Genomic DNA, 18,680 nt, shown 5'->3' with positions numbered 1-18,680 from the left:
CACATTTGCCTACGTTCTCACGCTGTAACCGTGTTTTTCACCGTTACAGCCTCCTTCGCGGCACATTCACCTATGTTCTCACGCTGTAACCGTGTTTTTCACCGTTACAGCTTCATTCGCGACTCATTCACCTACGTTCTCACGCTGTAACCGTGTTTTTCACCGTTACAACACACAAACCAAAAACCCGCGGCAAACGCCAGCGGGTCCACTTCTACACCTTAAATTTCTGCAGCGAAATTTGTAATTCTTCCGCCAGTCCTGCCAGGGACTTCGCGGAATTCTCGATTTCCTCCGTGGTCGACATTTGCTGCTGACTCGCAGCAGATGTCTCTTGGCTGACGGAAATCCCCGTCTCCGAAACGGAGCTCACAATGCGCATCACTTGTTCGATGCGCAAGTTCGCATCCACAAGCTGGTGGATGTTTCGGTTCACATCTTCTACTTTCATATTTACCTTCTCGACCGAAGTCTCGATATGTACGAACGATTCTTGAGCTGCCTCCGAAATCGTCAATCCTTCTTGCACTTTCCCTGCTCCGTTATGCATGGAGCTTACAGCTTGATTAATCTGCCTTTGAATCGTCGACACCAGCTCTGTAATATTTCGCGCCGAAGTGGCCGACTGCTCAGCAAGTTTGCGCACTTCCCCAGCAACAACTGCGAAGCCGCGCCCAGCTTCCCCCGCACGTGCTGCTTCAATCGCTGCATTCAAGGAAAGCAGATTCGTCTGTGTCGAAATCTCATTAATAACATTGACGATTTCACCAATTTTGTGTGCATTTTTACCCAAAGCTTCAATCACTACATTAACGTCACGAACCGCGTCCGAAATCTCAGACATTTGCCCCGCGATCGAAACGACTGATTGCTTACCATGCTGAGCAGCCTGTGTTGCTTGATTCACGAGCCCAGCAACCATTTGCGCCGATTCATCAATTTGCTTCGTGCTAGTCAGCATCAAGCCAACAGCCTCATTCGCTTGTGTCACACCAGCAAATTGCTTATCGAAATCTTCTGACAGCTGCTGACTAGAAGTAGCTACCTGTCTTGCCGCTAGAGAGCTTTGTTCTGAGCTGGCAAGAAGCTCTTCCGAACTCGCTGAAAGCGTTAGAGCATTATCTGAGATTTGCCTAACTAGACTGCGCAAGCTCCCCGTCATCGCATTAAAGGAACTCGTTAATTTACCAACTTCATCCTCATAGGGGTAGTCGCCTTTAACAGACAGATCTCCATCTGCTGCCTTCTCCATATTTTCTTGGAGTTTGCGGATGGGTGTAGAAATAATCATGTCCAACGTCAATGCGCCCAAAGTCATCACAACAATCGCAATAATGATCGTAAGTATAATCACCCCATGCGAGGTTGCTGAATCTGAACTACTGGATTTCTGGAATTGTTCCGCCGCTGATTCTTTAAGCGCTACGAGCTTATCTAATGCTTCTACCGTTCTATCGCCTTGCGGAGATACTTCATTATTGTAAACTTGATAAGCAACTTGATTATTTTGCGTCGCTTGTTCTATGGTTTTAGTGACGACTTCACGATATTTCAGATTCAGCTCCTCGAAGCTTTTGAATGCTCCATCCTCTTCCACACTCAGCGCAATTCCCGCGATTTTCGTAACTAATTCTTTATTGGTACCTGCGTTCTCATCCAACTTAGCTTTGAGCTTAGCCTTATACTTCACATCCGTGGATAACATCATCTCTAGCAAATTAGATTCGGTTTCATTGAAATTTGATTGGAGTTGATTAATCCATTTGACAGATAGCAGACTTTCCTCGTACATTCTAGTAGAGTTACTAGACATCTTGTCCATATAATGATAGCCCGTAATCCCTACAATTAATAAAAATAAAATAGCAATCGCATTCATGAACAGCAATTTAAAACGAAGTTTCAGATTACGAAGAGTGGATAGGTTGACGTTGAGCTTTCCCGTGTTATGCATGCTATTCAATTTCGATTCAAATTTCAAAGTTACCCATTCTCCCCCCGAGTGTAAATCATAAAACCGCTCTCCCATGGCACAAAACCTTACATCAAGATTAATTAATTAACCTATGGTTTATTTTACAAAACAGTCTCCTTTATGTAAAGAAAAATTCGTATAAACCTTACTAGAACAACTACTTCAGTTACCAAATACTACCACATCAACGATAATATAAGGGGGTATTACACATGGGAAAAATCGGAATCATTGTGAACCCGCTTTCAGGCAATGGCAGAGGAGCTCACATCTGGGGAGAAGTCCAATCCTACCTCCAAACAAATCGAATCACTTATCTAGCCAAATTAACAACCCAAGCAGGTGAAGCAACGCAACTGGCCATTACACTGATTCAAGAACATCATGTTCAACGGATTATCATCATTGGCGGAGATGGCACCGTTCATGAAGTAGCAGGTGGTGTTTGGCAGCTTCAGACTAGCAACCACTCCACTCCATTCTGTTCCCTCGCCATTATTCCAGCAGGAACAGGGAATGATTTTGCCAAAGCCTACGGTATCCCTAATCATCCACTTGAAGCTCTACATATTGCCCTTCATGCCGCCAACACCTTGCAAATTGACCTACTTTATGCCATTCAGATTAATCAAGTCGCCGTTAATAGCATTGGCGCAGGCTTTGACGGGATGGTTGCCAAGATTACGAATGAAGCCAGCTACAAAAAGTTCCTCAACCGCCTAGGACTAGGAAAGCTATCCTATTTCATTTCTATACTTCGTGTGTTCGGAACTTATCAACCTTCCACCGCTTGGATAGAAGTAGATGGCCGCGTAACGAAATTACCTAACATGTGGTTGGCTGCCGTTGCGAATATCCCTTTTTACGGGGGCGCCATTCAGATTTGCCCAACAGCAAGTCCAACAGACGGTATGGCCGATGTTGTGGTGATTCAAAGCAAGAGTCGCCTTCGCCTCCTACCCGTTCTTTTCACCGTGTACCAGGGCAAACACACCCAGCATCCTGCTGTCTCTTTTTACAAAGGAAAATCGATTTCCATTCGAACTGAAAATCCCTTGCTTGTCCAAGCCGATGGGGAGTTTGCTGGCTCCACGCCGCTGCAAATTGAACTCATCCCCGCCGCCATTACCGTCATACGTTCAAAACCCACAGCTTAAGCTGTGGGTGAACTTCCACCATCATTTGTCAGTGCCCAATGCTTCATCGTCACATAATCAATCTTCCCACTGCCCAATAGCGGCAGTTTCTCGATATAACGAAACTCTGAAGGCATATAAATCGACGGTTGCCCCGCCTGCCTCATCGACTCGCGAACCGCTTCAAGAGGACTCACCTTACTGGTGTGATAAACAATGATTCGCTCACCTTTTCTCCGATCAGGCACATGTACCGCAGCACAAACCGCAGGTGCAGCCAAACTCTTAGATACGAGCTCTTCTACCATCAGAAGCGATACTTTTTCACCACCTATTTTAGCAAAAGACTGCAAACGCGCTTGAATGAACAAGTAGCCCTGATCATCCAATGTCACGATATCCCCGGTGCTATACCACTCCGAAGCAGGAACGAAACCCCGACTATGAATCAAATAGCCTTTCATCACGTTAGGACCCTTAACGAGCAAATGACCACCTGTTGCAATCCCATCTACTGCTTCAATGACAGCTTCGATGCCAGGCAGCAATTTGCCGACAGAGCCTTTCTTCGCGTTCATCGGCGTGTTCAGTGAAATAACAGGCGTAGTTTCCGTCGTTCCATAGCCCTCCAGAATGCGAATTCCGAATTTATCCTGCCATATTTGACGGACTTCCTCTTTCAACCTTTCAGCACCAGCCACAACATATCGTAAGGAATGGGCAAAATCATAGGGATGCGCCGTTCTCGCGTAAGCTCCAAGGAACGTGGATGTGCCGAATAAAATCGTAATATTCCGGTCATATACGAGCTCTGGAATGACTTTGTAATGCAAGGGATTGGGATATAGAACCAGCTTCACTCCCGAAAGAATTGGAAGCATCGTTCCCGCTGTCAGCCCGAACGAATGAAACATCGGCATGCTGCCAAGCACGCTATCAGAACTATTAAAGGCAATTACAAGCCTCGCCTGTTGTATATTCGCACAAATATTTCGGTGCGTTAGCACGACACCCTTCGGTTTACTCTCACTGCCTGATGTGAATAGCACAGCTTCATTGAGATCAGAACCTACCGGCCCCTTCTTCCGCTGCACAAAATCCAACATACCATGGAGCTTATCTTGTAAAGTTAGCGCTTCCTTAACATCCTCTAGATAAATAAGCGTGAATAACCCGCTAGCACTCTGGATAAAATCCAATAAACCCGCCTTCTCGATAAAAACCTTAGACGTCAGCACAGTCTTCACTTCGGCCGTTTCACACGCTTCCAGCATCGCCTGCCTCCCGGCAGAGTAATTCAATATCGCTGGCGTAACGCCTAATCGGAATAGGGCAAACAACGTTACCACATGCCCTGCGGCATTGGGCAGCAGTAAGGCAACCCGCTTTTGTCCAGCCAAAAGCTTCCCCAACCGAACTGCCAATGTATAGCTGCTCAGCTGCAGTTTCCGATACGTCAAAGATGAATGACTCATCACATCTTCGCAAATGACCCGCGATTGACCATGCCGACTAGCCGCTGCCAGCAGCTCGTTGAATAAATTAACCTCGGGTTGAATCCGACTATCCAGCAAATGTTGCAACAACTTAGCGCGAATCGTCTCCGTTGCCTGCTCCTTTTGAACTTTCCTCGTGAACCGCTCATCACCTGCCGTCACTTGAAAAGCTTCACCAAACGCAATGTTCACCCTCGGCAACCAGCGCTGCTTTATTTTTCCACGTAAATAGGAGAGCTTCGAATGCTCCAAACCCTCAATAGAAATCGGCACAATGCGTGCCTGTGAACGTAGGGCAAGGTATCCGATGCCACCATATATTTTCATCATGCCACCTGTCGTCGTGATCCGTCCTTCCGGAAAAATGACAAGAGGTGTTCCACTTTGAATCGTTTTCAGCATGGTACGAACTGCATACGGGTTCGAGGTATCCACAGTGATATGTGCCCTGAAGTGGAGTATCCACGCAAATCGCTTCGCAATGTTCGTATTCACTACGAATGCCACATCTTTAGGCAAAATCAAAGCGAGCACCACCGCATCCAACAACGATACGTGGTTCGGAATAAGAACTGTTTTGCTCGTCATATCGAGTTTCTCCATGCCCGTCACTTTCACCTTAAAAGCAAGCAACACAAACAGACGCAAGCACGGAAGTAAAAGCCTTACTAGCGTAACGAACATCCATTTGAACATGGAAATTCCCCCTATTGGTATCTCGTTCGAGTCTGTCAATAGTTCATTGTATGCGGGAAAAAGAAATAAGACCTCGGCATGTGTATGCTTCGGTCTATTTATTCTTGGCTATATATTTAAAAATGCTTTCAACCTGCCCGGAAAATCTGTGATGATCCCCGTGACACCGGATTCAATCATCCGTTGGTAGTCCGTAAGTTCATTCACTGTGTAGGGGTAAACAGCTAGCCCATCTGACGCGGCCAACGCTATATCCTCTCTTTCAAAGGAATGGTGATGCGGATGCAGGGAGTAGACCTCAACCTCAAGCAGTTTCGCATATGCCGCATGGTCAATGAGATTCGCTGCATACAGCAAGCCTACCTTCAACGCGGGTTCTGCCCGTTTTAGACGTTGAATCACTTTATGGTCAAAAGAAGAAACTACGACATCTTCGTACCGATCATCAGTCTCTCGTAAAAACGCCAGAAGCGCACTCTCCATACGCCCTTCGTAGGCATGCTTCACTTCCACATTGATGAGGGTACCCTTCGGCACTATATCAAATACCTCACTTAGAAGGGGGATGCGTTCCCCTCTGAACTTCTCCGAAAACCAAGCTCCTGCGTCAAGTTTCTGTATGTCTGCCCATTGTTGATTGCAAATAAGTCCTGAACCATTCGTTGTTCGATCCAATGTTCCATCATGGCAAACGACGATCTCGCCATCCTTCGTAATATGAACATCCAATTCAATCGCCTGTGCACCTTGCGAAAGCGCTAATGCAAATGAAGCCAGCGTGTTCTCTGGAGCTTCACCCGCCGCGCCGCGATGACCAATAATGATCGGTTTCGGTGTATGCATGTGCAACGCTCCCTACGTTTTTTAGCTTACATAACTCCCTCTACAAATTATATAAGCAGCCGATTCGCAGCGTCAATAATCATCATGTTCCCGTTTTCCCATCCCACAGAAATGAAAAGAGTCCCGTAGAGCGGCTTTACAGCCAAACTCTCGGGACTTTTATCTAAAGGCATAAAATAACCGGATGAAAAAAATTATTTACCAAGTTGGTGAATCGGGTGTCCAAGTGCACCTTCAGCAGCATCCATAATCATTTCAGTCAATGTTGGATGTGCATGGATCGTAAGCGCGATATCTTCCAGGTTAGCGCCCATCTCAACAGCAAGCGCAAGCTCACCAATCAAGTTCGAAGCTTCTGGTCCTACGATTTGTCCACCAAGCAATTGGCCAGTTTCTTTGTCGCCGACAAGCTTCACGAAGCCTTGAGCCGCGTTCAAAGAGTTTGCACGTCCGTTAGCCGCGTAAGGGAATTTACCAATGGTAACATTGATACCTTGCGCTTTCGCTTCGGTTTCGCTAAGACCTACGCCAGCAATCTCCGGATCGGAGAATACAACAGCAGGCATTGCTTTGTAATCAACGATACTAGCGTGACCAGCAATCGCTTCAGCCGCCACTTTTGCCTCATAAGAAGCTTTGTGTGCCAAGGAAAGACCAGGAACGACATCACCAATTGCGAAAATGTGAGGGATGCTCGTTCTACCTTGGTTGTCGACTTCAATCAAACCGCGGTCTGTCATTTTCAAGTTAATAAGGTCTAGTCCAAGTTCGCCATCTGTGTTCGGACGACGCCCAACAGTTACTAGAACGTAATCTGCTGTTACTTGTTTCTCTTCGCCTTTAACTGTGAATGTAACCGTAACATCGTTGTCTGTTTTCGTGCAGGATTGCGCCAAGGCTTCCGTATGAACCTCTACGCCAACTTTATCAAGACTCTTAGCAACCAGCTTCGTCAATTCTTTCTCGAAGCCTGGAAGCACGTGATCAGAGCCTTCCAACACTGTAACTTTCGTACCGAATTTCGCATACGTTTGACCAAGTTCGATTCCGATATAGCCACCGCCGATAACGATCATGCTTTTCGGAATTTCAGGAAAGTTCAACGCTTCCGTCGAGGAGATGATTCTTCCGCCGTAAGGGAAAGCTTTCAACTCAATTGGACGTGATCCTGTTGCGATAATACAGTTTTTGAAGCGGTAACGCGGTGCTTCTGCATCATTGAACACACGTGCTTCGTGCTCATTGATAAACATCGCTTCACCTTGGAACGTTTGGATCTTGTTGCCTTTCAGCAAAGCGCTAACGCCGCCAGTTTGTTTGGCAACGATGCTGTTTTTCCAAGCTTGTACCTTCGCAAAGTCCACTTTCACGTTCTCTACGGAGATCCCGATGCTGTCCGCATGCTGAGCGTGCTCATACGTATGTGCTGCTGAGATCAAAGCTTTGGATGGGATACAGCCGCGGTTCAAACACACGCCTCCCCAAGCGTCTTTATCAACAATTAGAACACTTTGGCCAAGTTGAGCAGCCCGGATGGCAGCTACGTAACCGCCAGGGCCTGCACCGATAACCAACAAATCTATATCTAGAGAAGCATCTCCCACTACCATGTTGTTACACCTCCAAGACGAGAAGCTCTGGATCAGCCAGAAGCTGTTTGATGTAGTTCAAGAAGCTTTGTGCTGTCGCTCCGTCAACGATACGGTGATCGAAACTCAAGGAAAGCGCCATAACGTGTCCAACGGCAATTTCACCGTTTTTCACAACTGGTTTTTCTGTGATACGGCCTGCGCCTAGGATCGCAACTTCAGGGAAGTTGATAACCGGAGTGAAGAACATACCGCCAACGGAACCAATGTTCGTGATCGAAATGGTGCCGCCTTTCATTTCGTTCGGAGACAATTTGCCTTCACGACCGCGAACAGCCAAATCTTTTATTGAAGAAGCAATCGACCATACGTTTTTACGGTCAGCATCATGGATAACAGGAACGAGCAAGCCGTTGTCTGTATCTGTCGCGATTCCGATGTTGTAGTACTTTTTGTAGACGATTTCTTGCTTCTCTTCGTCGATCATCGCGTTCATAACCGGGAATTGACGGCAAGCTGCAACCAAAGCTTTCACGATGAAAGGAAGGTATGTCAGTTTCACGCCTTTTTTCTCAGCTAGAGGCTTCGTGCGCTCACGAAGTGCGACTAGTGCCGACACGTCGATTTCATCCATCAATGTCACGTGCGGAGCCGTGTACACGGATTTCACCATTGCGTTAGCAATGATTTTACGGATGCCTTTGAACGGAATCCGTTCTTCGACGCGATCGCCTGTTGTAACCACTTGCGCAGCTGACGCCGCAGGTGCTGCGGATTCAGCTGCTGCAGGAGCAGCTTCCGTTGCTGCCGGAGCCGCTGTTGCGCCCGCTCCTCCAAAGCCTTCCACGTCCTCGCGTGTTACGCGGCCGTGCTTCCCTGTAGGCGTCACCTCTGCGAGTGTGATGCCTTTCTCTCTTGCGAGCTTGCGCACGCTAGGCGTCGCAAGCACTTCACGCGCGCCACCCGTTGGCGCGGCTGGTGCTGGTGCAGCCGCCGCAGGTGCTGCTGGTGTTGCTACCGCTACTGCTGCTGGTGCAGCAGCAGGTGGAGTTGCTACCGCCACGGCTGGTGCCGCGTGGCTGGAACCTTGATGCATCGAAGCCGCAGGCATCTCGCCTGTCACTTCAATCGTCATCACAAGCTCGCCGATTGTGCAGACTTGTCCATCTTTGACAGCAACGCTGACGATCTTGCCTTCAACCGGACAAGGAACTTCAACGACTGCTTTATCATTCTGTACTTCCATAAGAATCGTTTCGTCAGTTACGGTGTCACCCGCTTTAACTAACATTTTCACGATCTCGCCTTCATGTATGCCTTCACCAAGCTCTGGGAACTTGTATTCAAACAATGCCACGTGTACGACCTCCTGTTACCTTCGACTGGGTGAATTAAAATTCAAGTACTTTCTTAATTCCAGCAATAACGCTTGCTGGACTTGGCAACCAAGCATCTTCGATTTGTGCAAATGGATACACGGTATCTGGTGGTGAAATACGTAGAACCGGTGCTTCCAAATGTAGAATCGCTTTCTCATTAATTTGAGCAATAACCTCTGCGGCTACTCCAGAAGTTTTTTGCGCTTCTTGAACGATAATCGCGCGGTTTGTTTTCTTAATGGAAGTAACAATGGTATCAATATCCAATGGAAGAAGTGTACGAAGGTCGATAACTTCGACTTTCACACCTTCTGTTTTTTCAATTTCTTCAGCGGCTTTCATGGATGTGTGAACCATAGCGCCGTAAGTAATGATTGTAACGTCAGAACCTTCTTTAACAACATTCGCTTTGCCAAGCTCGACAGTATATTCGCCTTCTGGTACTTCGCCGCGGAAAGCACGGTATAAGTTCAAATGCTCCATGAAGAAAACAGGGTCATTATCGCGAATCGCTGCAATTAGTAGCCCTTTCGCGTCATAAGGGTTGGAAGGAACAACGACTTTAATCCCTGGTGTTTGAACAAGTAGGCCTTCAAGTGCATCCGTATGAAGCTCAGCCGCTTTCACCCCGCCGCCAAAAGGCGTACGGAATACGATTGGAGAGTTATAACGACCACCGGAACGGTAACGCATACGAGCTGCTTGCACGCAAATTTGGTCAAGTGCTTCGTAGATGAAACCTACGAATTGGATTTCAGCGATTGGGCGGAAGCCCTGTACGCCTAAACCAACCGCAAGTCCGCCGATTGCGGACTCAGCAAGAGGCGTATCGAATACGCGCTCTTCGCCGAATTCTTTTTGTAAGCCTTCTGTTGCACGGAACACGCCACCAACGTTACCAACGTCTTCACCGAACAAAATAACATTAGGATCTCTTTCTAATTCTACGCGCATCGCGTCTTTTATCGCTTGAATCATTGTCATTTGTGCCATGACTACTCTGTGCCTCCTAAAGTTAAAACTTGTTTCGAACGTTTACTCTATTTATACAATTCTTTTTGTTCTTCCAAATGTGAAGGCGTAACTTCGAACATGGAGTCGATCAAACCAGCGACTGTCATTTTCTCTGTTTCTTCCGCTTTTTTGATGTGCTCAGCAACAGTAGCTTTCGCTTCTTCCTTCACTTTCGCTTCTTCTTCTTCGCTCCAAAGACCTTTTTTCGTCAAGAACAAACGCATACGTGTAAGCGGATCTCTTGGTTCCCAATCAGACTCTTCGTCTTTAGTACGGTATTTCGTCGTATCATCGGCCAAGGAATGTGGACGGAAACGGTATGTTAATGCTTCGATCAACGTAGCGCCTTCGCCTCTGCGTCCTCTTTCAGCAGCTTCTGTAACAGCTTGAACTACAGCTAGAACGTCCATGCCGTCTACTTGCACGCCTTTGATACCCGCAGCAACGGATTTATGTGCAACAGAAAGTGCTCCTGTTTGTTTCGAATAAGGTGTTGTAATCGCGTAACCATTGTTTTGTACAAAGTAAATGACAGGCAATTTAAATGCGCCTGCAAAGTTCATACCTTCGTAGAAATCACCTTCAGAGCTTCCGCCGTCACCTGTGTAAGTAATTGCTACACGCGGTTGGTTGCGCTTTTTGAAAGCCATCGCTACGCCTGTTGCGTGAAGAATTTGTGCGCCGATAATAATTTGTGGCATAAGTACGTGAACATCTTGCGGAATTTGTCCGCCATGTTGATGACCGCGGGAATACAAGAATGCTTGATAAAGCGGAAGACCGTGCCATACCAGTTGCGGCATATCGCGGTAACCAGGGCAAATGAAATCGTCTTTATTTAGGGCAAATTCACTACCGATCATGGATGCTTCTTGACCAGAAACCGGTGCATAGAAACCAAGACGGCCTTGACGACCAAGATTAACTGCTCTTTCATCCCATACGCGTGTAAATACCATTCTTCTCATTAATTCTTTTAATTGTTCATCGCTAAGCTTCGGCATTTTGTCGGAATTTACGACTGTGCCGTCTGGAGCAAGAACCTGCAATGGCTCAACCTTTTCTGTGGTCACTTCATAATTTGCTTGGCTGACAAGTGGCTTACTCATACCATTTCACCTCTTATATGATTTTGGTGCCTACTATCTGAACTTCTGTTATAGTATTATTATAATCCTGTTTTGGTGAATTGTACACCAGTAGTGGCGGGGTATCTCACCTTTTTTACTGTCAATGAATAGTACAGTTTAACAAAATATATAATACAGTTTATAAGGAAACAACAACTGCTATAATACACCTACCCCAATTGAGAAGGAGATCCACGATGCTAGACGACTCCCGTTTGTATAAGCGTACTATTGTCAAAGATGAAGTCACCTCGAGCCTGCTTGGAGAAAATCGTCCCCTGCGGATCTATCTCCCCCCTGGTTATAACGAACTGCTCTCTTATCCCGTTATTTACTGTCAAGATGGTGAACAGTTCTTTAATTTTGGCAGAATTGCTACAACCCTTACTCGTTTAATCTTAGATGAGGATTTAGAGCCTGCCATCGTAGTCGGTGTCGATGTGAATAATGTGAATCGGACATCCGAATATGCGCCTGAAGGAGAGCGTCATGACGCCTACTGTCAATTTTTCGCAGAGGAGCTTCTCCCTTATGTAGAAAGTCGTTATCCCGTCCGTACGGAGCGATCAGAACGCATTCTTGCAGGAGATTCACTTGGTGGAACAATTTCCTTGCATCTCGCCTTAGATTATCCTAGCCTTTTTTGCCGAGTTATATCCTTGTCAGGCGCATTTTTCGACATAACCCGTGAAAGAATTAAACAAGAGGATGACTTATCTTGGCTAGAGATTTATATGTTAATCGGCACAGAGGAAACTGATGTTACAACAGAGCGCGGTACCTTTGATTTCGTCCGGGAAAACAGACTGACTCACACGTTTTTGCAAGACAAAAATGCCACGCTTCACTATACAGAGAAACCTGGCAAACATATATGGGGCTTCTGGCAAATTGAACTACCAACAGCCCTGCATTATTTTTTAGGATGAAATGGCATAGCGATCCTTCATGAGCGTAATCATTTCATGAATCTGAGAATCGTCGGGGTAGCCGGCGATTTCCTCAGCTTGAGCAAACTGAATACCTCGATTATTCATAACCACTCGCAATTGCTCGACAAACATCTCCGCTGTTAAAGGGATGTGCAGACACTCTGCTAAGCTCGACATGCTCTCCTGCACAACAATCGGATAATCATGCTTAGTTGCTGATACTGCAGCCCTCTCATAAAACCCACGAGCTAATGCAGCCTTTTCCTCGCCGCGGCCTTCTACAATTAGAAAAGCTTGTACAGAAATCGCAAGCTGCTGTCTGCGCTGTGCAATCCCGCAAAATTTACGCCCTCCAATGCTCAGATCGAATTCCCCTGGGCAAAATGAACCGATAATTTCCCCTTGGTCAATTCGGTCCGTAATGGAAGCCATGACTTCTCGAATCAATCCGACCATCCCCTCGAAATCTTTGCGGTGCTCCATATCTCCCGCATCCTTCGGAAGCAATAAGGAAATATTAACGACTCCTTTATCTAAAGGTACTGCCGCTCCTCCAGAATTACGTACAGCGGTATCATAACCTTCACTCCGCAGCCATTCATCCGCATTCGCGGCGCCTGGTAATCTGCTATCTCTTAAGCCCATAACGAACGCGCGCGGGTGCCGCCAAATATGTAAGATGGGAGGTGTTCCCTGCCCAATAGCACGACATAGGAGCTCTTCTAAAGCAAAAGCATATAAAATTGGTTGGGATTCAGTGTCATTTGAACGATCTAGCAATCGTAAGGTTGAAGGCAGTTGGGTCGCCATAATGTTAGGTCTCCTGAGTTTAGAATGTGTCATTAGCATGGATAGCCAATTAGGCTTAACATCCATCATACCTGTTATTTGCTGTTTGACAACCCTTGACTCGCCAAAATGTCCATGATCCCCTTAAATAAAGGAATCGCCTTATTACTTTCTGTGGGGTCTGTATTTTTGATCACGACGGATACCGCATATTGGGGAGTTTCTACAGGTCCATAGCCTATGAACCATTGATTCACTTTTTCTTGCTTGCCATTTTGAATTTGTGCTGTCCCTGACTTGCCTGCCAACTTCCACTTCGCACCTTGCAGACTTTGACCTGTTCCCTCTGTGACAACCTCCCTCATCCATTTCAAAAGGGTACGACTCGTCGCCACTGATATTTTGCCATCATCCGAACTTAAGCTCTTAACCGGAAATGCTTCCATCTCACGCCCCGTTTGATACTGAATTTCTTGCACAACCCTGGGGCTAAAGCCCTTCCCGTCATTCAACAAGGTGACAACCATATTCGACGCTTGTAGCGGGGTCATTCTGACATCCCTTTGGCCAATCGCCGTTTGCATCAGGACCCCCTCATCATTCTCTGGGGTATGTGCAGCAAATAATTGCCCTCGCTCTTCGGAATCCCATTGTTCAAAAACATCTCTCGTATCTGTTTTCCCTGTCCAGCCTACCTCATTAAGAACACCTAGCTTATTGGCATATTTCTCTAATTGAGCGGCGGTTAGACGCCCCATGACGTTCGCAAATACAATATTACACGACTGTGCATACCCTTCTTCCAAAGTTAAAGGTCCGTGTCCGTCCCTCCACCAACAAGTAAAGCCATACTTCCCTAGCGCCCCTTCACAGTTAAACGTTTCCGTAGGCGTCACGACTTTCTCATCCAACGCCGCTGCGGCTACAATTGTTTTGAATATTGAACCAGGCGCCGTCGCCTTGATTGCATAATTACTCCAATTATTACTGGCTAGATCTACCTGTAAAGGATTGTAGTTCGGTCTGCTCGCCATTGCGATAACATCGCCATGTTTTGCCTCCTGCACAACTGCGGCTCCGTCGCGAATGTTCAGCTTATCCATTAGGGCTTCTATTTGCTGCTGTACACGGCTGTCTAAGGTCGTAATCAGCTTCACAGGATAGAAAGAGTTGTCCGGTGCAATCATCCGCGCGTCCAAACCCGCTAGAGGCCTCTTTCCTGCATCCGTGAAATAGGATATCGAGGTTTCACCCACACCGCGAAGCCATGCGTCGAACGATTTCTCTAGGCCTGCTCCCCCAATTTTCGAAGTCAGAGCAACACGTCCTTTTTCCAAATCCGAGCCGTAAATCTGCATCACACGATCTGGATTTTGACCGATAAAGCCAATTAACTGACGCGCTGTCATACCAGTAGGATAACGGTCTTCCATTTCAACTACCTTAATATTCGCTAACCCTAACCCATCGATCTCCTTCACTTGCTGCGAACTCAACGAGAGTGCCTTCCCCCCATCTTGTGTCCCCCACACTTGCGGTTCTTTCAAGTTAGAAGCAAATGTTACCCAACTCGCTTTATTCGTCTTCAATATACGTGTGAGTTGACTTACTTCCTGCCCATTCATCGCAAATTCACTGTTGATCGGGAAAGCAACTAACGCTTTCACAATTTTCCCAGTCAACGGCTGTAGATTCCGATCCAGAATTTCGCCTCTTCCGCTTTCTAAGACAAGTGCGCGCTGCCTTTGAATCACAGAATTTTTCACCAAATTGATTCCTCGTGATGAGTAACTTTCCGTTGCCGCGATTTGAATCCAGAACAACTTGCCGAATATACCTGCAAATCCAAGCAGAATCAAAAAGAGCATCAAAAACATACGTCTCTTCTCCATCGATGATAATTGATTCTCACTCATTCTACGATCCCCTTTTACATGTTTCAAAAGTCCTTATTGCTTCCAGTATCGGCATTCTGACTTCACATCAAACCGCTTCCACACTGCTAAAACGCAAAAAAATCCACCCTCCTAAGGGAGAGTGGACTCATCTTCGCTATTATACTTCGAATTTGGATAATGTATCGGTCAATGATTGGGACAGCTGATCCAGCTTGTCCGACAATTTCACCAAACCATCACTAATGCTGAGCTGTTCGGAACTTAGGGAAGCAACTTCCTCGGAAGTCGCCAATGATTCCTCAGCAACTGCACTGACATTCGTCATTGCATCAGACAACACGACTTGTGATTGTTCCAGCGTAGAAATGGAATCACTAACGGTACTCAACTGAACAATAAAGCCGCCCATATGATTCGTTACTTGTTTGAAAATCGTATCTGCTTCTTTAACAGCCATAATCTGCTCTTGGAAGATTGGCGTCGCTGTCGAAAGAACTTTAACGGTTTCGTCGATCTCACCTTGAATCGTTTCGGTGATTTGACCAACAACATCAATGGATTGTTTAGACTGATCAGCAAGTTTACGAATTTCATCCGCAACGACCATGAAGCCTTTGCCCGCTGTACCTGCACGTGCCGCTTCAATCGTGGCATTCAAAGACAAGATATTCGTTTGCTTCGAAATGTTATTCAAAAGATCCAAAATTTTACGGATCGAACGTGTACTTTCTTTCAGTTTATCCACCTTATCAACCATGGAACGGATCATTTCTTCCGTCAGATTCGTTTTGGCAATCAACTCGGACATGTACTTCGTTCCAAGCTCACTGGACGTTTGCACATCCGCTGCCGCAGTTCCCATCTCAAGATTGGCTTCAATAACTTGCTTCATTTGAATGCCGATATGGTGCGTAAGCTCGTTGCCCTTCTCAGACTCTGTCGCCAAACCGCCTGCGCCATTGGAAATCTCATCTGTCGCAACAGCAATTTCTCTTGCCGCCGTTGCAGTTACTTTAGAGGAGTTCGTCAATTCTTGCGCTGTTTCAAATACTGCTTGTGCAGAAGTACTCGTTTGTTGTACCAGTGTGGTGATCTGCTGCATCATGACGTCAAAGCTTGCACCCAACTGCCCAATCTCATCCTTGGACTTATAATTGGCTCGAACCGTAAGTTTACCTTTGGCACCTTGCTGCATCAGATTACGCAGATTAATGAGTGGACTACCAATCATTCTAGCTACGATGATACCGATGATGACCGCTGCGATTGCTGCAAATAAGGCGATCAGAAGCGTGTAGTTGTAAATTTTCTTCGCATCTTTCACTAGTGCGCTGACCGGAATATCACCAACCAAGTTCCAGCCCGATATAGCTGATTTGTAGAAAGCTACCAAATGATCATCTTTCGTGATAAATGAACCATGTTCTTCTACAAGCTGTTCCTTCGTAAGTTGAACGGATGATTCTTTACCAACATTCGTCATATCTTTGACTGCAATATTTTTGTTCGCTGCATTTGTAATGATGACATTACTGTCATCCCCTAAAGACATGCCGCTTAACTCTTTTGTCAAAATCTCTGTGCCTAGTTCTAAGACTAGCACAGCAGTTGCTGAGTTAGTTAACGTATTACGCATCAGACGGCTGATCGCAAACGTGTTTGAGGAGCTGCTTGAGTATCCTTTGGCTTGACTATCCAGCCAAGTTACTTTACCTGCGTTTTCTACTGTTGCTTTAAACCAATCTGTTCCAGCTGAATTCTCAGCTGATGGAGCACCGCCAGCGCCAGTAATCACGATCAACTTACCATCTGGACGATACAAATGAAGCGTTTTAATTGATTTGTTAGAGAAAGTAACTACGTTTAATTTCTCTGTTAATTGGCGAGTAACATCTAGCGCTTCATAAGACGATGCCTCTAATTTAGGAACCTTATCAAGTAAATCCTGCAATTCTTTATTCAACATAATTTGAAGCGATACATCGTCAAAAGTCTGATACAGGAAATCTAATTTCTGACCTGCTTGTGTCACAGTTTGTAAACTGGATTCAGCCACCTTATTCTTAATAACACTTTTGGAGACGGAATACGAAATCATTCCTACTACTAGAACGAAAAACAAAATACTAATAAAAAACATCAGAAATAACTTCATTCCAACTGATTTTACAGGGTTTTCGAGCTTAATGTTGCTCGGACCTTTGAAAGCGTATGTACCATTCGGTGAAGCTGATCCACCACCTGCAGTGTCAAGATTTCGACCCCTTCGAACTTGACCAGTTGCTTGAACTACTTTGTTTAAAATCGAGCGAATACCTTGGAGTTTTTTTGTCATTTCGTTCACCACCATTAGTTTCTAATTAACCTTCTTTGAATACTTACTCAAATGAAAAGGTTTACATGCATTGTTATACATAAATTTCGACATTCATTTCCAATATCCTCTATAAAACGATATAAAGTATAAAAAAAGCTTTCTCCACTATAACCTACACTGGAGAAAGCTTCCATGGTACTATTTTCCTGTTTTTTTACGCATCATATCCCATTTTTTAACAGGAAATTCCGTCTTTATCTGCACTAACTGCAGCGGATGTCTAGCAGCAGTTAATTCTTGACCCGCTTCATCTTGGATAACGCCAACCGTTTGTTTAAAATGCGTCCCTTCAGGACCGAAAAACTCAATTTCTTGCCCTGGCTTGAAATGATTCCTTTGCTGAATAAGGGCAACACCCGTTTCTGCGTTATACCCCATAACTAATCCAACGAAATCAAAGCCAACGACCTTATCTTCTGGTTCAAAAATGTGGTCCTCATGACCCGGCGCTTCATAAAAGAATCCATCGTTCAGAGGTCGATTCGCCGCTTTATGAATCTCATCCTGCCACACAGGATTCAGCTTGAAGTGCTCAGGATCCTCGAAATAAGCATCGATCGCCTGACGATAAGCATTCACAACCGTCGCCACATAGTGAATACTCTTCATTCTGCCTTCGATCTTAAAGCTATCCACACCCGATTCAATCATATCCGCGATATGATCAATCATGCTTAAATCCTTGGATCCCATGGTGAAAGCATCATCATCCTCAGCAAACATGGGGAAATCCGTTGCCAATGGGGCATCAAGCGGCTGATCTTTCGTGAATAGATCATATTTCCAGCGGCAAGATTGCGAACAGCCGCCGCGGTTCGAGTCGCGATCCGTAAAGTGATTGGAAAGCACACACCGCCCCGAGTAGGAACTGCACATAGCCCCATGAATAAAGGCTTCAATTTCGACATCCACATGCGCTTTGATTTCATCGATTTCCTGCATGCTGACTTCACGCGCCAATACGACACGTTCGATACCTTGATCTTTCCAGAACTGTACCGTTTGCCAATTCATTACCGACTGTTGCGTACTAACGTGGACTTCGAGCTTCGGAGCAACACGTCGACATGTTTCCATGATAATGGGATCTGCGGCGATAATTGCCGATATACCAACCTCCTGAAGCCCTCGCAAGTACTCATCTAAGCCTTCAATATCCTCATTATGTGCGTAGATATTCGTTGCTACGAAAACTTTGGCACCATATTGCTTCGCAAATTCGACTCCTTCACGCATCTCCTCTTTGGAGAAATTATCCGCGTTAGAGCGTAGACCATACTTCTGTCCACCGATATATACAGCATCTGCGCCATAATGAATCGCAAATTTCAGTTTTTCCAAATTACCTGCTGGAGCTAGAAGCTCCGGCTTATCAAGTCTTACACGCTTACCCCTGGCTTGTGCTTCTACGGCTGTAGTCATCTAG

At 45.9% G+C, this 18,680-nt stretch carries 13 protein-coding genes; 2 read left to right on the top strand and 11 right to left on the bottom strand.

Annotated elements, in window-relative coordinates; genetic code table 11:
• Nucleotides 1-214: 214 nt before the first annotated feature.
• Nucleotides 215-1,981 carry a methyl-accepting chemotaxis protein gene (locus HQN88_RS19195; RefSeq protein ID WP_173115490.1) on the bottom strand — a complete coding sequence of 589 codons (1,767 nt, stop codon included), beginning with the start codon at nt 1,979-1,981 and terminating at the stop codon, nt 215-217.
• Nucleotides 1,982-2,187: 206 nt separating this feature from the next.
• Between HQN88_RS19195 and HQN88_RS19190 the strand changes: the two genes are divergently transcribed.
• Nucleotides 2,188-3,132, top strand: a complete 945-nt coding sequence (locus HQN88_RS19190) for a diacylglycerol/lipid kinase family protein (RefSeq protein ID WP_173115488.1) — start codon at nt 2,188-2,190, stop codon at nt 3,130-3,132.
• Here the strand turns inward: HQN88_RS19190 and HQN88_RS19185 are convergent.
• From HQN88_RS19185 to pdhA, 6 genes are all read right to left on the bottom strand, one after another.
• Nucleotides 3,129-5,303 carry an AMP-binding protein gene (locus HQN88_RS19185; RefSeq protein ID WP_246320327.1) on the bottom strand — a complete coding sequence of 725 codons (2,175 nt, stop codon included), beginning with the start codon at nt 5,301-5,303 and terminating at the stop codon, nt 3,129-3,131. The two genes, HQN88_RS19190 and HQN88_RS19185, sit on opposite strands and share 4 nt — an antisense overlap.
• A gap of 108 nt (nt 5,304-5,411) precedes the next feature.
• Nucleotides 5,412-6,146, bottom strand: a complete 735-nt coding sequence (locus HQN88_RS19180; protein WP_173115486.1) for a glycerophosphodiester phosphodiesterase — start codon at nt 6,144-6,146, stop codon at nt 5,412-5,414.
• A gap of 194 nt (nt 6,147-6,340) precedes the next feature.
• On the bottom strand, nt 6,341-7,756 hold the full coding sequence (gene lpdA / locus HQN88_RS19175) for a dihydrolipoyl dehydrogenase (RefSeq protein WP_173115485.1): 1,416 nt from the start codon (nt 7,754-7,756) through the stop codon (nt 6,341-6,343).
• 4 nt (nt 7,757-7,760) lie between these two features.
• Nucleotides 7,761-9,092, bottom strand: a complete 1,332-nt coding sequence (locus tag HQN88_RS19170) for a dihydrolipoamide acetyltransferase family protein (RefSeq protein WP_173115483.1) — start codon at nt 9,090-9,092, stop codon at nt 7,761-7,763.
• A gap of 34 nt (nt 9,093-9,126) precedes the next feature.
• Nucleotides 9,127-10,107: an alpha-ketoacid dehydrogenase subunit beta gene (locus HQN88_RS19165; RefSeq protein ID WP_057311951.1), complete on the bottom strand. Its 981-nt coding sequence runs from the start codon at nt 10,105-10,107 to the stop codon at nt 9,127-9,129.
• A 47-nt stretch (nt 10,108-10,154) separates the two neighbouring features.
• Nucleotides 10,155-11,237: a pyruvate dehydrogenase (acetyl-transferring) E1 component subunit alpha gene (pdhA, locus tag HQN88_RS19160; protein ID WP_173115481.1), complete on the bottom strand. Its 1,083-nt coding sequence runs from the start codon at nt 11,235-11,237 to the stop codon at nt 10,155-10,157.
• A 218-nt stretch (nt 11,238-11,455) separates the two neighbouring features.
• Between pdhA and HQN88_RS19155 the strand changes: the two genes are divergently transcribed.
• Complete coding sequence (locus HQN88_RS19155) at nt 11,456-12,187, top strand: alpha/beta hydrolase (RefSeq protein WP_173115479.1); 732 nt, start codon at nt 11,456-11,458, stop codon at nt 12,185-12,187.
• Here HQN88_RS19155 and HQN88_RS19150 read toward each other — a convergent pair.
• From HQN88_RS19150 to HQN88_RS19135, 4 genes are all read right to left on the bottom strand, one after another.
• Nucleotides 12,179-13,000: a lipoate--protein ligase family protein gene (locus HQN88_RS19150; RefSeq protein WP_246320326.1), complete on the bottom strand. Its 822-nt coding sequence runs from the start codon at nt 12,998-13,000 to the stop codon at nt 12,179-12,181. The genes HQN88_RS19155 and HQN88_RS19150 overlap by 9 nt on opposite strands.
• Nucleotides 13,001-13,074: 74 nt before the next feature.
• The gene (locus HQN88_RS19145; protein ID WP_173115477.1) at nt 13,075-14,895 is read right to left on the bottom strand and encodes a peptidoglycan D,D-transpeptidase FtsI family protein; all 1,821 of its coding nucleotides are present in this window, start codon (nt 14,893-14,895) and stop codon (nt 13,075-13,077) included.
• A gap of 139 nt (nt 14,896-15,034) precedes the next feature.
• A complete protein-coding gene (locus HQN88_RS19140; RefSeq protein ID WP_173115475.1) occupies nt 15,035-17,212 on the bottom strand; it encodes a methyl-accepting chemotaxis protein in 2,178 nt (725 codons plus the stop codon).
• Between the two features lie 180 nt (nt 17,213-17,392).
• Nucleotides 17,393-18,676: a peptidase U32 family protein gene (locus HQN88_RS19135; RefSeq protein ID WP_173115473.1), complete on the bottom strand. Its 1,284-nt coding sequence runs from the start codon at nt 18,674-18,676 to the stop codon at nt 17,393-17,395.
• Nucleotides 18,677-18,680 lie beyond the last annotated feature (4 nt).

The organism is Paenibacillus qinlingensis (assembly GCF_013204845.1).
Taxonomy (GTDB): Bacteria; Bacillota; Bacilli; order Paenibacillales; family NBRC-103111; genus Paenibacillus_E; species Paenibacillus_E qinlingensis.
The sequence above is the reverse complement of the archived record's forward strand: the minus strand, read 5'-3'. Positions and strand labels throughout refer to the sequence as shown.